Annotated in this window: 11 protein-coding genes and 1 tRNA gene; 4 read left to right on the top strand and 8 right to left on the bottom strand. The window is 59.7% G+C overall.

Annotation, left to right across the window (positions count from 1 at the left end; all coding sequences use genetic code 11):
* Positions 1-2 precede the first annotated feature (2 nt).
* The 6 genes from GOW72_RS08830 to GOW72_RS08805 all read right to left on the bottom strand — a co-directional run bounded on the left by GOW72_RS08830 (position 3) and on the right by GOW72_RS08805 (position 6,674).
* Positions 3-1,277 (bottom strand): ABC transporter permease, encoded by a 1,275-nt coding sequence (locus GOW72_RS08830; protein ID WP_170337618.1) that lies wholly within the window; start codon positions 1,275-1,277, stop codon positions 3-5.
* Between the two features lie 73 nt (positions 1,278-1,350).
* The gene (locus GOW72_RS08825; RefSeq protein ID WP_093962659.1) at positions 1,351-2,442 is read right to left on the bottom strand and encodes an extracellular solute-binding protein; all 1,092 of its coding nucleotides are present in this window, start codon (positions 2,440-2,442) and stop codon (positions 1,351-1,353) included.
* Positions 2,443-2,545: 103 nt separating this feature from the next.
* A complete protein-coding gene (locus tag GOW72_RS08820) occupies positions 2,546-3,694 on the bottom strand; it encodes an ABC transporter ATP-binding protein (protein WP_217358119.1) in 1,149 nt (382 codons plus the stop codon).
* Positions 3,695-3,775: 81 nt separating this feature from the next.
* Positions 3,776-4,492 carry a maleate cis-trans isomerase family protein gene (locus tag GOW72_RS08815; RefSeq protein WP_170366585.1) on the bottom strand — a complete coding sequence of 239 codons (717 nt, stop codon included), beginning with the start codon at positions 4,490-4,492 and terminating at the stop codon, positions 3,776-3,778.
* Positions 4,489-5,634, bottom strand: coding sequence for a M24 family metallopeptidase (locus GOW72_RS08810; RefSeq protein ID WP_170366584.1), 1,146 nt, complete (start codon positions 5,632-5,634; stop codon positions 4,489-4,491). The genes GOW72_RS08815 and GOW72_RS08810 overlap by 4 nt, the downstream gene beginning before the upstream one ends.
* On the bottom strand, positions 5,631-6,674 hold the full coding sequence (locus tag GOW72_RS08805) for a pyridoxal-phosphate dependent enzyme (protein ID WP_170366583.1): 1,044 nt from the start codon (positions 6,672-6,674) through the stop codon (positions 5,631-5,633). Before GOW72_RS08805 ends, GOW72_RS08810 begins: the two co-directional genes overlap by 4 nt.
* A gap of 237 nt (positions 6,675-6,911) precedes the next feature.
* Between GOW72_RS08805 and GOW72_RS08800 the strand changes: the two genes are divergently transcribed.
* A tRNA-Leu gene (locus tag GOW72_RS08800) sits at positions 6,912-6,997 on the top strand.
* Positions 6,998-7,029: 32 nt separating this feature from the next.
* On the opposite strand, the gene GOW72_RS08795 is transcribed toward GOW72_RS08800, so the two are convergent.
* Together GOW72_RS08795 and GOW72_RS08790 are read right to left on the bottom strand one after the other, a co-directional pair.
* On the bottom strand, positions 7,030-7,527 hold the full coding sequence (locus GOW72_RS08795; RefSeq protein WP_170366582.1) for a hypothetical protein: 498 nt from the start codon (positions 7,525-7,527) through the stop codon (positions 7,030-7,032).
* Positions 7,520-8,272, bottom strand: coding sequence for a helix-turn-helix transcriptional regulator (locus tag GOW72_RS08790; RefSeq protein ID WP_170366581.1), 753 nt, complete (start codon positions 8,270-8,272; stop codon positions 7,520-7,522). Before GOW72_RS08790 ends, GOW72_RS08795 begins: the two co-directional genes overlap by 8 nt.
* A 604-nt stretch (positions 8,273-8,876) precedes the next feature.
* Between GOW72_RS08790 and GOW72_RS08785 the strand changes: the two genes are divergently transcribed.
* The 3 genes from GOW72_RS08785 to GOW72_RS08775 all read left to right on the top strand — a co-directional run bounded on the left by GOW72_RS08785 (position 8,877) and on the right by GOW72_RS08775 (position 15,648).
* Positions 8,877-11,231, top strand: a complete 2,355-nt coding sequence (locus GOW72_RS08785; RefSeq protein ID WP_170366580.1) for a hypothetical protein — start codon at positions 8,877-8,879, stop codon at positions 11,229-11,231.
* Between the two features lie 133 nt (positions 11,232-11,364).
* Positions 11,365-13,320 (top strand): type I secretion protein, encoded by a 1,956-nt coding sequence (locus tag GOW72_RS08780; protein ID WP_170366579.1) that lies wholly within the window; start codon positions 11,365-11,367, stop codon positions 13,318-13,320.
* A gap of 36 nt (positions 13,321-13,356) precedes the next feature.
* Positions 13,357-15,648, top strand: a complete 2,292-nt coding sequence (locus tag GOW72_RS08775; protein WP_170366578.1) for a type I secretion system permease/ATPase — start codon at positions 13,357-13,359, stop codon at positions 15,646-15,648.
* The last annotated feature ends 1 nt before the right edge of the window (position 15,649 follow it).

Raw genomic sequence — 15,649 nt, 5'->3', positions numbered from 1 at the left:
GGTTACCCCAGCTTCACGTTATCGATGCCCACGATCTTGTCGTAGACCCAGTAGAGGATCAGAACCACCGCCAGCAGGATCGTCCCCAATGCTGCAGCCAGGCCCCAGTTCAACGACGACGATATGTGATAGGCAATCCGGTTCGAGATGAAGACACCCTTGGTGCCGCCCACGATTTCGGGCGTGATGTAGTAGCCGATGGCCAGAATGAACACGAGGATCGATCCTGCTCCGATGCCCGGGATGGATTGCGGGAAGTAGATCCGCCAGAACGTGGTCCAGTTCGTGGCGCCCATGGATTTGGCCGCGCGAGTGTAGGATGGCGGAATCGTCTGCATCACCGAATACATCGGCAGGATCATGAACGGCAGCAGGATATGCGTCATGGCAATGATCGTGCCGATCTGGTTGTTGATGATGATCAGCCGGGCGTCATCTGCGACCAGCCCGAGCCAGACGAGGGTATCGTTTATGACGCCCTGCTGCTGCAGCATGACCTTCCACGCGGATGTCCTCACCAGAAGCGATGTCCAGAAGGGCAGCAGAACCAGAATCATCAGCAGGTTCGACACGCGCATTGGCAGGGTCGCCAGCAGGTAGCTGACCGGATAGGCGAGCAGGATGCAGGCCCCGGTAATAACCAGCGACATGAACAACGTACGCCCGAACAGCTTGATGAGAATCTGTTTGTCTTCCGGCTGTGCCTGAGCACCTTCCGGGGTGCGCCGCATGTCGATTGCGTTCAGGAAGTAACCGTTGGTGATCGGAACCGCATGGGTCTTGATCACGCGCCACGTCTGCGGATCCCCCCAGCCGTCATGGATCTCGATCAGCTTTTCCTTGAACGGACCGTCGGTTTCGGGGTCCAGCCGTTTGATCTTGCGGCCTGACTGGCGGAACAGCGAAGACATGCCGGTTTCTTCGTAGTTCAGACGCGTGCCAAGCCGGGTGTGTTCCTTGTTTTCGATCGCGACCACCATGTCACGTACGAAGGCATCATAGACGTCCTCGCCCGGCAATTCGCCGCTGGTTTCATCCCAGTTGTCCAGCGCTTCGACCGTCAGGGGCAGGGTTTCCGAGACAATTCCGTTTTCGACTGACCGAAACAGCATCGATGCGATCGGTACGAGGAAGGAAAACAGCACGAACAGAAGCAAAGGCGCGATCAGCATAAGCGCGCGCAGTTTCTGACGTCGCAATGAACGCGCCAGCGATTGCTTGAGCGGCGTTCCGTCCGCTGCCAGCATGGGTCCTGCGGTTTGGCTTGCGTCAGTCATCAGTGCCTCTTGGTTGTGCCCGGGTCAGATGGCGGCGCACCGCCACCTGACGTTTCTTCAGAGATTCAAGCGCTTATTGCGCCAACCACGCCTGGAATTTGGCGTCGATGTCATCGCGGTAGTCAGCCCAGAACTCGTAGTTGTAGAGGAACGTGTTCTTGGCATTTTCCGGATCGGTCGGCATGTGCGGAGCCATGTCGATTCCCAGTTCGGCATGCTTGCCGACCAGCGGAGCAGACGAAGCGCGAGCCGGGCCGTACGAGATGTACTTGGCCTGATCCGCCAGGCGCTGGGTGTCGGTCGCGAACATGATGTAGTCCAGCGCGCGTTGCTTGCGCTCTTCGCTCAGACCGGCGGGAATGATCCAGCCGTCCAGATCGAAGACCTGCGCGTCCCACAGCATGGCGACGGGCTGCTTCTGCTCTTCGATGACGCTGAACAGGCGGCCATTGTAGGTCGAGCCCATGACGACTTCGCCGTCAGCCAGCAGCTGAGGCGTATCGGCACCGGCGGACCACCAGACGACGCTGTCCTTGATGGTGTCCAGCTTCTTCAGAGCACGGTCCTGGCCTTCGTCGGTTGCCAGAACGTCATACACTTCGTCCTTCGGGACGCCGTCGCACAGCAGGGCCCATTCCATGTTGTTGATCGGGCGCTTTTCCAGCGACCGCTTGCCGGGATAGGTCTCCAGGTCGAAGACCGCGCAGATGTCGGTCGGCGGGTTGTCCCCGACCATGTCGGTCCGATACCCAAAGGTGGTCGAATACACGATCTGAGGGATGAAGCATTCGCTGACCAGCAGATCGCCGAAGTCTTCCGAAGCCGGGGTGCCGTCCGGCGCAGGCGCCAGCTGGGTGTCCGGGTCGATTTCCATCGCCAGACCTTCGTCACACAGACGGATCGCGTCCGCGGCAACCACGTCGACCACATCCCATGTGATGTTGCCCGCCTCGTTCATGGCGCGCAGTTTGGCCACGGCCTCGGCCGAGCTGTCATCGTTCAGGATGGTGACGCCGGTCTTTTCCGAATAGGGCTCGTGATAGGCCTTGAGCTGCGACTTGGAATAGGCGCCGCCCCAGGACACGATCGTCATTTCTTCGGCGGAAACTCCGCCTGCTGCAGTTGCCAGAGCAACAGCTGTCAGCATTGTGGTGGTACGTTTCATATGTAGCTCCCAGTTTTTCCCGTTTTATGCTTGGTCGACCAACGCACGGGTTTTCGTCGGTCGGTTCTTTCGGCTTGGGGGCGGATTGCGAAGCCCGGCGCGCCTAGGCGTCCAGAGCGCGGCAATCCTGCGCCAGCCATCCGATCTCGATCTCCTGACCCGGTGTCAGCCTGACGGCGTCAGGGGCATTCCGGGTCTTGACGATGAATTCATCATTGCCGGCCACCGACATGCGGAACCTGAATACATCGCCCATGTAGATGAATTCCTTCACCACAGCCTTGAGCGTATGCGCTTCGGGGCTGAGGCGATCCTTGTTGAATTCCACGCGCTCGGGCCGGATCGAGACCTTGGTCCGTTCCCCCGGTTGGCTCACGTTGATCGGAACCGCGTCGATCTCGGATCCATCGTCCAGCGTGACGACGCAATTCCCGCCATCGACGGATTTCAGAACGCCTTCCAGCGTGTTGTTCTCACCGATGAACTGCGCAACGAAACTGTTCTCCGGTTCTTCATAAAGCTGGTCCGGCGGTGCAAGCTGCTGGATCCGCCCATCGTCAAAGACCGCTACGCGATCCGACATGGTCAGCGCTTCGGTCTGGTCGTGGGTCACATAGACGGTCGTGATCCCCAATTCATGGGCCAGACGCGTGATTTCAAACTGCATGTGCTCGCGCAGCTGTTTGTCCAATGCGCCCAGCGGTTCGTCCATCAGAACCAATTCGGGTTCGAAGACCAGCGCGCGGGCCAAGGCGATACGCTGTTGTTGTCCGCCTGACAGCTGCGCGGGTCGGCGGCTGCCGAAGGCACCCATCTGCACCATGTCGAGGGCGCGCTGGACCTTTTCTTCGCGCTCGGACTTGCCGATTTTTCGGACTTCCAGCGGAAAGGCGAGGTTCTCGGCCACAGTCATGTGCGGGAACAGGGCATAGTTCTGAAACACCATCCCGATGCCACGCTTGTGCGGCGGAATGTTGTTGATCGGTCGCCCATCCAACAGAATTTCGCCATGCGTCGCAGTTTCGAACCCGGCCAGCATCATCAGGCAAGTGGTTTTGCCAGATCCCGATGGGCCCAACATTGTCAGAAACTCGCCCTTTGGCATCGCGAGGTTAAGGTCTTTGACGACAAGATTTTCGCCGTCATACGATTTTTGAACGCGTTGAAATTCGACAAACGCGGCGTCGCTAGAAGTGCCGGTCACAAGACCCCCTGTTGCGTCAATTCTTGATCCGGTTGGTCCGGATTTCATTGATCCCTGAGCACATTAAAGACGCAGCAATGTCCGGCTGGCAAGACTCAATGACAAAAACCAATCCTCATTGGGTGGGATTCAAGGATTTTGCGCAGTGTTGAGGCGCCGCATGTGCCACGCAAGGGTCTGATTGCTGGACAAGACCGGTTTGCCAATCTGTTCATGGATCTGCGGGATGGCGTCCAACGTGCGAAGGTTGGTGCAGCTGAGAAAAACAGCTTCGACCGCTCTGTCCGAACCCAGCCTCACCGCGGCGTCAACGATGGATTGCGTTGATATCCGGACGACCTTTGCTTCTTCGGAAATCCCAAAGGTGCCGAACACATCCATGAGGATCCCTTGATCGGCGAAGGCCGCGCGAAGCGCCGTGTTGACCTGCTCCTCATAAGGGGACAGCAGTGCAAAGCGTGACACACCCAGTTCGCGCGCCTGAGCAACCGCGGCGCGCAGAGGGTTGGTCACCGTTTGCACGTCACAAGTCTGCTTTACCAGTTCTTCGACCTTTTCCGATCCGATGACCGAGCTTGCCGAGGTGCAGGCGTAACCCACAGCCCGGAAGGGGTGCGCCTTGGGCAGTAAATCTGCCGCCGCTGGAAGCGCATGCTTCATGCGGGTCAACGTCTTGGTCGTGACCTGCGGGTCGCTGGTTATGCGCGAGACATAAATGGGTGAAGGGTCGCCGGCAAAAAGCCTGCGGAAATCGCCTTCGATCGTCTCGTCTGTCTGCAGAACGATCAGGCCAAGCGGAGATATGTCCGGGTCATCCGTGTCCAGAGAAAATGGCAGTGTTGTCATAGCTCGGGAATCTCCCGTCGTGCCTTGGGGCTCAGGAACCGAGGTGCGCTTTCGGTGACCAGCACATTTTCCTCGTGGACAAGTATTTTGCCACCGACCTCAATACCTGGCTCCAGCGTCAACACCATTCCGGGTTTCAGAACCGTTTGATCCGTTGGGATGAGCGAAGGCCACTCGGTCAATGACATGCCCAATCCGTGGCCCAGGCGCCCGGCTTCGGTCCCGCCGCCGCCACGGGACAGGACCGAGCTCATCGTGTGATACAGGTCCGAGGCCGTCGCGCCCGGTCTGGCCTGCTCGAACGCCGCCTCAGTCGCATCGATCAGCGCGTGGTGCGCCGCGCGCACGGCGGGACTGGCCGGGCCGACGGACCAGTTGCGGTCGAAATCGCAAAGATACCCATCCCAGACCAGCCCGGTATCCAACATAAGCACGTCGCCCGGCTTCAACGGTCGTTGGGTTGCCGGTGAGATCACGTCGCCATATCCGCCTTGGTCGGCCGCGCCGGCAAGATAAGGCACCCAATCGGCGCCTGCGTCGAGACACAACATCTGGAACCGTCGAAAGACCTGATCCAGAGGAACACCGGCCGCTGCAATCTCAGGAACCCGCTCAAAAGCCTGTCCCGCGATCAGGCAGGCGGTTTCGATCTTTTTGATTTCGGCTTGAGATTTGACCATGCGCAGGTCGCGCAGAATGCCAAGGTCGCCGGTGATCCTGCGGCGGTCGATTTCGGATTTCAGACGCCCGAAATCCGCAAGCGGCATCCGCAGGTGCGTTTCATGCCCGTCGGGGCATCCGATCAAACCGCCGTCCGGAACAAGTTCGCGCAGGGTTTCGGCCAGCAACGATACTCCGTCGTCTGCCAGATCCGGGGCGGTCCAAGTGCGGATGTCTTCGATCCAGGTCTGCGCCATCAAAGCCGAGCCAATCGACGGGATCACCGCGACAGGTTTGCCGGTCGCGGGAACGACAAGGAACCAGGGGCGCGTCGGGCTTTCCCAGAACCGGGTCAGAAAGCCGCTGAAATACCGGATGTCGGGCTCGGTCGTCAGCAGCAGGGCGTCCAGCCCATGCTCTCGCATGAGATCCTGTGCACGCGCAGTTCTGTCCGCGAACTCGGCTTGTTCGAACCCTCTCACGAGGCTTGCTCGGTCACGATGCACAAAACGCGGTCCCGTGGTCCGATATTGAGCAAGTTGCGGCTATCGGCATCCAGAACGGCGGCCAGTCCGGCGCCGCCTGACGCAGTCGTTTCGAACCCGGCCTCTGCCATGACCGGAAGCTGAGCGGCCACGGTGTCATCCTCCAGCGTCAGAAACTGATCGGCATCCCGCGCCAGTCCATTCAGTGCAATCAGCGATGGCTCCTTGCAATCCAGCCGTCCCATGATGCTGTCCGGACCGTCTGCAAAAACCGGCGCGCCGGCTTGGATGCTGGCCATCAGCGCCGGGGCTGCGGCCGGTTCGACCACGATGATCTTGGGGTCGTCTCCCCAAGCCTTTCGGAAACATGCGGCAACGGCGCCCGCCATGCCTCCTACTCCGGCCTGCAGCAGGATCAATGTCGGAGGTTCGGGACACTGATCAACCGCCTCGACAGCCATTTGAACGTACCCCTCCATCAAGAGATGGGGCAGGTCATAATACCCTTCCCAAGAGCTGTCTGACAGAAGCGTCCAGTCGTTGTCGTTCGCCGCGCGGCTTGCGGCGCTCATGCTTGCGGCGTAATCGACGCCTTCGCGCACCACTCGCGCACCTTGCGCCGAAAGGCGCTGAGCAAAGCTCTCGGGCACGGTTTCAGAAATGAACACTACGGCATTCGCACCAAAAACGCGCGCACCCGCAGCCATGCTTAGGCCGTGGTTCCCGGCGCTGGCCGTTACATAAGTACGGCCAGCAAGGGATGTGTTGTCGGGTGTCTCGGTGGCTTCGCTCGCTTGGTAGGCGATGACATAGGCCGCGCCCAATGCCTTGAACGACCCGAGATTCATCCGCGTCCGTTCATCTTTGATCCAAAGGCGGGAAACGGGCGCCAAACCCTGCGCTTCGGCCAGTGGTGTCACGCCGGAGGCCGGGCACAGCGACAAAAGCTGCGCCAACCGGCTGGAATTGGTTGAAGGGAAGGGGGCCTGTGAAAACAGTTTGCCTTCGCCTCGATACGGGTTGGTGACGGACTTCATCGCGGCCTCCCTCAACGATCCGGCAGACGTCATAGAAATGCAGTCAATCTGTCAAGGCATAGGGGTGAAATGCGAGAAATGCACACTTCCTGTTCCCTGGGAAAAGTGGCTACCTGCCCTGAACCAAACGGCGTTGATCTGGCTGGCGAATTAACCGCTTGCGGTCTTTGCAATCGGTATGGGTGCGTGTAAGTGTTCGGCACGTGATCCGGCGCCGGTGCAGCAGACCGGCCGGATGCGGGCGTGATGGAATGGTAGACATATCGGACTTAAAATCCGAAGGCCCTAGCGCCGTGTGGGTTCGAGTCCCACCGCCCGCACCAAACACACTGGTCGACTTGGCCGAGGGCGATCGTCAGACCGGATAACCCAGCTTGGAGATCAGCCGCCAGATGTCCTGGTTCGCCGCCGACAGCTGCGCGACGACATCCTCGATTTCCTGCATCGCCTGTTCGTCGACCGTATCTTCGCGTCCCAGCTTGATGTCGGTTTTTCGATCGGCAATGCGCATCAGGATCGTTTTGGGGTTCCCGGTTTCCTGGTCGAAGGAATAGATGCAGTGGTTGAACTTGTTGCGGATGCCAGACAGACGGCTGAGCCGCTGCGTGTGCTCTAGGATCGGATCACGAACCGAGGCCGGCCTTCCGTCCATCTTTGCCAGACGCTCGACCAGATCAATTCGGGCGCGGGTCGTGTTCAGGGTCAGGAAAATGATGACGGCTACGTCTTTGTTGGTCCCCGAGAGGCCGGCAATCAGATGTATCAGCAGGCTTTCGGTGTTCGTCCAGACATAGTTCAGGCGGCCGACCAAAAGGATCAACCGATCGAACCTGGCTTCGAAGTCGTCAGTCAACCGAAGTTCGGTGCGCGTCTTGCGCCGCCGCCTCAAAGAAGAAATGCGCCGCTGCCGTTCTGTTGCTGACACCGATCTTGCCCGACACGTTGTGCATGTGCAGCTTGACCGTGTGTTCGGTGATACCCAACTGGGCAGCGATAGCCTTGTTGCTTTTGCCTTCGGAGACAAGCTGCAGAACCTGCTTCTCGCGCCTGGTCAGTTTAGACAACAGAGGGCCAGCCGCAGGGGATTTCGGAGTTTCCCGGGCTGCAGTTGGGGTTTTCGCGCACGGCTTCGATGCAACGCAATTGGCTACAAATCCCGGCAGGTACAACTCTTCATGCATCAGCAGCCGCAGGATCGCGCGCCATGCGTCCGGGGCGACGTTCATCGGAAGATACCCGATTGGTCCGTACCGGGATCGGTCCCATCGCTCGAAAACGAAACGGGCTGCGTCCTCTTTGCGGTATGCGAAGGCAAGGCATCCCGGCATGGACGATCGAACATAATCGGAGGGATGGGCCAGCAGATCCTCCATCATGATCTGATCCACGACAACAATCTTGCCGGAACCCTCAGCATTGCTCGCCTCGGACAAGAATGCCGCGAGGGATTCAAACCGATGGGCTGCCACGCCGAATTCGTGCTGAACGCTTCGCAGGGTCTGGTTGGAGTAGAAGAGCTCTTTCCCAACAAAAACAATCATGAAATCTTCACTTTTGTCGATCGTGCTGGAACTGTTACTTAATTCAGAAATGCTCATATTTGCGCCCCCCTAAATACCCCAGATTACGTCCTGAATTGGCCGTTATTGGCCGGGGTGAAACTGAATAAAAACAATTAAAAATATGTATTGAGTATACCAGAAAGTTCAGTTTTCGACAACTGTACGGCTTTGAGAATCACCGGGTTTTAGAACTTTCGATTAAGGTCGTTTGACGGTCAGGCCGCTTAAATATCGGGATTCAAATAACTAAATTTTTCCGGCTTTTGTGGCAGGCCAATTCGGCTTCGAACTCGACCCTGAAACGCGTGTTCGAGTAATACGGTAAGCAAATCATCGCTTTAGTGATGTTAATACTTTCTGCCAGCTAGGCAGACCGAACAGCATCTGTACCCTGTGTCGTGCTTCAATTTGCGAAGTGTACTTGTACCTGGCGTGTCTGCGGCCCGCGTATTTTCGCGTGATTTTGAGCAGTCACGGAATCGGCTTGGCCGAGAAAGGGGGGTGACAACACATCATTCGAAAGACAAGGCCGCAGACATGCGCAGTTTCGCGAATGGATGCTCAATAATATTTTTCAACCGCGCCGAATATCGCTTTGTAGATGAATGGCGGTCTGGCGCTTCAAAAATGGAAGATTGTTATGCGACGCAATGTGAACAATACCAATGTCACGACCGTTGACGAAGTTAATGTTGAAAATCTCGAAGCTCCGATCTCGGTGGAAATTCCCGTCGAAGAAGCAAATATCGAGGCCGAACTGACCGCGCAGCAACAGCAGCAGGGTCAGGAAGTTCAAAACGCTGCAAATAACGAAGACGAACAGAACCAGGCTCAGGCTCAGGCGACTGAAGTTGCGAACGAACAGGGCCAGGGTCAGGATCAGGGCCAGGCTCAGCAGCAGGGCCAACAGCAAGGTCAGCAGCAATCGAACGTCAATGGCGGCGATGACAGCAACAGCATCGCGAACTCGATCAACATCGATTTCGGTGAAGGCGAGTGGATCCCGCGCGACGATGACCAGGTCGATCTGGATATCGGTGACTCGGCATCCATCGGTGATGTCATCACGGCCGGGAACGACGTGAATTATGATCCCGGCGATGATCTGAACCTGTCCATCTCGATGAATGGTGACGGCAATGATATGTCGTCGATCAACAACCAGTTGGCCAACCTGAGTGACGATGACACGCTGGATTCGCCCAGCCTGTCGAATGACGGATCGTTCTATCAGAACGGAAGCGCGACGGGCGGTTCGGCCTATGCCGAAGAAGGTATCGGTTCATCCTCCGGCGGCGGTAACTCGGGTTCCGGCGGAACCAGCTACGGCGGTGCAGCAAGCGGCGAGACCAATGGCAGCCACGCATTCGCGCTGGGCGGCCACACCGGCAATGCCGGCGCGGCTTCGCAAGGCGGCAACGGTGCGGCCTCGGGCGGCGCCAACAACACGAGCCTGGGTCTTGGTCTGTCGGGCGCCGAAGCCAGTGGCGAAAGCACGGCTGGCAATGGCGGCAACGCCAACAGCACCTCCAGCGCCAACAACACCGGCAGTTCGAATGCCAACGGCCAGGGAACTGGCGGTGAAGGCGGTAATGCCGGCTCGATCGGTCTTGGCCTTGGTCTGGGACTGTCCGGCGCCAACTCGGAAGGCAATGCCAACGGTGGTGAAAACGCGACCGGTTCGATCGGCGCGGGCCTTGGCCTGGCCGGAAACGAGTCGGGTGCGAACGGCGCCAATGGCGGCAACGGCGAGTCATCGAACTCGGGTTCTGCATCGAACAATAGCACCGGTACGACCGAAGCGAATGAAGCGACGGCCGGAAGCAACACGGGTGCGGGCATGGCTGGCAGCGGCGCGCAAAGTGGCGCCAATGGCACCGGCGGGTCTGGTTCCGGTGGCACGGGTTCCGGCGGCTCGGGCTCGGGTGGTGAAGGTGCTGGTGGCGAAGGCTCTGGTGGCGAGGGATCCGGCGGATTCTCGGCCATGGTCGAAGCAGCCATTGCAGCGCTGAACCAGGAAATCGCGGATGGTGGTCCGGCCTTGAATGCGGCTGATACCGACGCTGCGACCGGTGGCGGCGGAACCACGGGCAACAACCCGGGTGCCGGCGGAGCGGGCACCGGTGGTGCTGGAACCGGCGGCGCAGGAACCGGCGGTGCCGGAACCGGTGGCCCAGGGTCCGGCGGAGCCGGCACGGGCGGCAGCTCGGCAGCCAACTCTGGCGCACAGGGCGTCGGCGATCTGGCCGCAAGCGGTCCGAATATCAGCCAGTCGCCCGGTGACGTGAACGGTGCAGCCAGCAACCCGCAGACGTCGACCGGAACCGGCGGAGCCGGCGGTTCGAACGCGGCCAATGGCGCGGCAAACGGAACCGGTTCGGGTTCGTCCAGTGCAGAAGGCGCTGGCGGAGCCGGTGGGACCACGACGCCAACGTCCACCTCGTCCGGTAACGGTGCGGGTTCTGCGGATGCGGTCAACACGGCCGGTACCGGTGGTGCGGCAGAAGTCTTTGCTGACGCTGACACAAACGGTTCCGCCGACAGTCTGGCCGAAGCCATCGCGGGATACGGCGGCGCGTCGTACACCGACAACGATGCCACCTCGACCGGATCCGGTAGCGCGACTGGCGCGGCCAGCTCGGGAGCCGGTGGTGCAGGCGGTGCGTCTGCGGCCAATGGTGGTACCAGCGGCTACGCCATGGGTAGCGCCATGTCCGGCGATACCACGGGTGGCGCAGTCACCGGTGGCAGCGCGGCCGGCGCCTATTCAGGTGACGGCGGAGCCGGCGGCAATGGCGGCACTTGGGGTTCCAACAATGGTGGCGACGGTATCGTCACCGGTGAATCCTACGCGTCGGCAGCAGCAGTGGTCGATACCTCGGCCTTCAACCAGACAATCGTCATGGGCGCCAACGTGCTTGGCAACTCGGTCGATACCACGATGGTTGGCGGTTCGATGAGCTCGACCTACGCGAGCGACGACACCGAGGCATAATGCCTGACCCCGGAGGCCGCGATTTCGGCCTCCGGTCTTTGATGAAAACACCGGGGCCGTGTTTCATGGCCTCGGTCCAACTTAACCCAGACCCGGAAATTTTCTGCCGGAAAGGGTGACAGGGATAGTCCAGATGTCACTTGACAGCATTACGGAAACGATCGCGCATTTTATTGGTACTTTTCAGCTCACGATGGAACAGGCCATCCTGCGGCAGCAATACGAGGAGTTTACGGCGCTCCGACGGCTGGCCGAAGTTGAAGGCCTGGAGGATCCGATCAGGATTGTCGTCAAGGCCGATCTGGATCTGAAGCCCAAGGACTACGACCCGCTTCCCTACCGTTTCCCCGAACCGCCCGCGGACCCGCAGTTGCCGCTGCCACCCGCCGGTCCGATGCTCGAGTCGAGCATCCAGATCGGTGACCCGTTGGCGCCGGGCGGATTCGTTCCGCAGTCCGAATTGCCTATCTCGGTCGGGCCGCAATTCTTGATGTTGCAGCCGCAGGTCGTCAGCGACCTGATAGGGTCTGCCGTCACTTACACATTCCAGACATTGGTCCTGCGCGACAATGATACCGTCGGCGCGGGCGACTTCCGCGATGCGGCGATGCTGACAGCGCAGGCCGAGGCCGCGCTGGACGTGGCGCAGTCGCTTCATGCGATGGCGGCGCCTTCACTGGCGATACCGGACTACATGACGCCAGAATACCTGGATACGCTGGTCGAACAGATAACGACACCGATGAACGGATCGGTCCAAGGTGTCACGGTTCACCAATTCCAAGGTGAAGACGCGGAAGGCATCATCGTAAACGGTCAACACGTGTCGGAGGCTCCGGTCTGGAGCGATCTTCTGCCGGCCTACCACCAGCCCGAGGAGGCTGAGGAAAATCTGGTGTCACAGTCCTATCCGGCCGAGTGGAGCCAGTCCGAGGGGCCGGAGTCACACGAGGGTCATACCGTTGTCACCGGCGGCAATCTTGCGATCAACGAAGTCGCACTGAACGTCGGTTGGGTGGATGCCCCCTTCATCGCCGTGGGTGGACAAGCGATCAGCCTGACGATGATCAGCCAGGTCGCGCTGGTATCAGATGTTGATGTCGGAAACACCGGCAGCGGCGCGGGCACCAACGTCGTCCAATCCGCCCAGATTGAAACAGAGGCGAATCCTGCGCCGTGGCTTGCCGGAACCTCGGCCGTCGCTGGTGGGGCCGGGCAGCCGTCCTTTTTGACCGTCGATTGGATCCATGGCGATCTGGTGGTTGCCAACTTCCTCAAGCAGGTCATCAACGCCACCGATATCGACCATATCCAGACCGAGATTTCCGCGTCTTCGACCATGTATGCGATGGGTGGCAACCAGATGGTCAACGTGGCCGATATTGTTCAACTCGGCAACTATTATGACCTGATCATGATCGGCGGCGACATGATCTCGGTCGACATGTTGTTCCAGACGCTTGTCCTGATGGATGACGACCTGGTGTCAGGTGGCCTAGCCGGACCTGCCGGAGGTGCGAACGAAAACCTGCTGATGAACCAGGCCTCGGTGATGATCAACGGCCTGGACCTGCAGGAGGCGCTTGAGGAGAACATGGCCGAGGCCATGACTCTGAATGAAATGAACATGGCGGCGCTCGAGGACGCATTGCTGAACGATCCGATGTTCGCGGGTATGGAGCAGATGCGCGTTCTGAAGATCGACGGAAACCTGCTGCAGGTGAATATTCTTGAGCAGGTCACCATGCTTGCCGATCAGGATGACATTTTCCTGTCCGGTCCGCATGGGGCCAGTACCGAAGTCGTGGCCGGCAGCAACGCGATGCTGAATGCGGCCAACATCAACAAGCTGGGCGTGGACTCCGTTGTCATGGCCGGGCAGGGCGCATATTCCGAGCTTTTGCTGCACCAGGCCAGTCTCATCGACTTGCCCGAGAACGAGATCAGCCCGGAATTTGCCAATGAAGCCATCGCAATCCTGATGGAAGAGGCAATGACCGCCGGGCAACCAGTCAGCGGCCCGACCGCTCCTGTCCTGACGCCCGAAGACTTGGACGCCAATGTAGGAATGCAATCCATCCTGACCTGATTTTCCCTTTTTTACGAGTGACCGGAAGGTTTGTTTATGTCGATCGTTTTTTCGTCGCGCCGCACCCGATATGCCAGCCCGCTGGACCGGTCGGGAAGCGGACAGCCTCTGACTTCGCGACCCAGCGACATGGTGTCTGGCTCGTCATTTGCAACGGAACGGCTGACCGCACGGCTAAGGCTGACCAAGGAGATGCGCGTGCCCGTGACCGAGCAGAGCCAGAACAAGGCAGCGCAGGAGGGCCCGGCCACGGCGCAGAAGGAGCAAGAGGTTGCTCGCAATGCAGCGGCTCCGGCACCGGAAGCCCGGGACGAAACCGATCAGAAAATAACAGACGACAACACACTAGAAACAACATTCAGCGCCGCCTCTCCCCGACGGCGCGAAACGCCGGAGACCGTCGCTGTGGAAGGGCGTGCGGGTGACGGCGAAGGGGTGGCCAATGCCGAGGACTCGGAACCGCAAACCGTCGAAAGCCCGACCGCGCGCATGACCCCCTCGTCCCGGTCGGGTGGGACGGATCGCATGGGCACCACTATCGAGGCCGAAGCGAACAAGCCGCTGCTGCGTACTGGTTCAGGCGATGGCGGCGGCAAAGGGCCACCCCAAACTTTTCACAAGCGCACGCCGCCCGAAGACTTTCAACGCACCCTTCGGACCTCGATGCGAGCGATATGGCGAAACCTTGCCTTTGTTCTGGTACTGACCTGCGCGACCAATCTGTTGATCCTGGCGATCCCGATCTACCTGTTCCAGATCAGTGACCGGGTGCTGACCAGCCGCTCGCTGGACACGCTGATCATGCTGACCGCGATCGTGGCCGGGGCAATCATCTTTCAATCGGCTTTCGATGCGGTGCGGCGCTTCATGTTGATGCGCACCGGGGTCGAAGTGGCGGCGCGACTGGGTGCTCCGACCCTCAGTGCCGCAGCGCATGCCTCGTTGCACGGGACGGGACGCGAGTATCAGACGCTGGGTGATCTGCAGCAAATCCGCGGCTTTCTCGTTTCAAGCACCCTTCTCTCCTTTTTGGATGTTCCTTTTGCGCCGTTGTTCATCCTTATGATTTTTCTGGTTCACCCAGAGTTGGGCATGATCGTGGTGGTGACGGCCGTGATCCTGATGGTTATCGCGCTGATCAACCAGCGGATGACGGCCAAACCGTTTGCCGAGGCCAACATGGCCCAGTCACTAGCCAACCAGCATCTGGATTCGATGTCGCGGAACAGCCAGATCATCAACGCACTAGCTATGATCCCCGAGGCGGTTCGGATCTGGGGACGCGACACCGCCAACTCCCTGACCTGGCAGGTCCGGGCGCAGGACCGAAACGTGGTGTTCGCGGCGATCTCGCGCACCGTACGCCTGCTGACGCAGGTCGGCATTCTGGGATGGGGGGCCTATCTGGCCCTGCAAGGCGAAATCACGGGCGGCATGGTGATCGCGGCCTCGATCATCGCTGGGCGGGCTTTTGCGCCAATCGAAGGGTCAATCGAGGGCTGGAATACATTCCTGCTGACCCGCGGTGCCTACAGCCGCATCAAGGCATTGCTGTCCAATTCGGCGCTTCAGTATGAGAAGCTGCGCTTGCCCCGCCCCGAGGGACGAGTGGATGTTGAACGCCTTCTGTTTGTACCCGGGGGTACCAAACGCGTGGTTCTCAACGGCATCAGTTTTTCGCTCAACCCGGGCGAGACGCTGGCGATCATCGGCAACTCGGGCGCGGGCAAGACCACGCTGGGCAAAACGCTGGTAGGATCGATTCTGCCGACCTCGGGCAGCGTGCGGCTCGACCTGATGGATATCCGAAACTGGGATCCGCGCCAGTTCGGCGAAAGCATCGGGTACCTGCCGCAGGACGTTCAGCTGTTTCCGGGCACGATCAAGGACAATATCGGCCGAATGCGCGCCGATGCCACCGATGAGCAAATTCATGATGCTGCAGTTCTGGCCGACGTGCACAACATGATCGCCACCTTGCCACAGGGGTATGAGACCGTGGTCGCTGCCGATGGCTCGCCCCTGTCTGGCGGTCAGAAACAGCGGATCGCGCTGGCGCGCGCCTTCTTTGGCAATCCGCGGATGGTGGTTCTGGACGAGCCGAACTCGAACCTGGATGTCGCGGGCGACAAGGCGCTGGCCCGGGCAATCGAGCAGGCGAGGGAAAACAAGATTACCGTGGTCGTGATCACCCAGAAACCGACGCTTTTGAACGTGGTGGACAAGATCATGCTGCTGACGGATGGGCGGGTCGCCCTGTTCGGTCAGCGTGAGCAGGTACTGCAGCAACTGAACGGGCCGCGTCAGCAGCCCGAGTTGAAAGGGTAGA

The organism is Ruegeria arenilitoris (assembly GCF_013032855.1).
In the GTDB taxonomy this organism is placed as follows: domain Bacteria; phylum Pseudomonadota; class Alphaproteobacteria; order Rhodobacterales; family Rhodobacteraceae; genus Ruegeria; species Ruegeria arenilitoris.
This window is presented reverse-complemented; position numbering and strand designations above follow the sequence as displayed.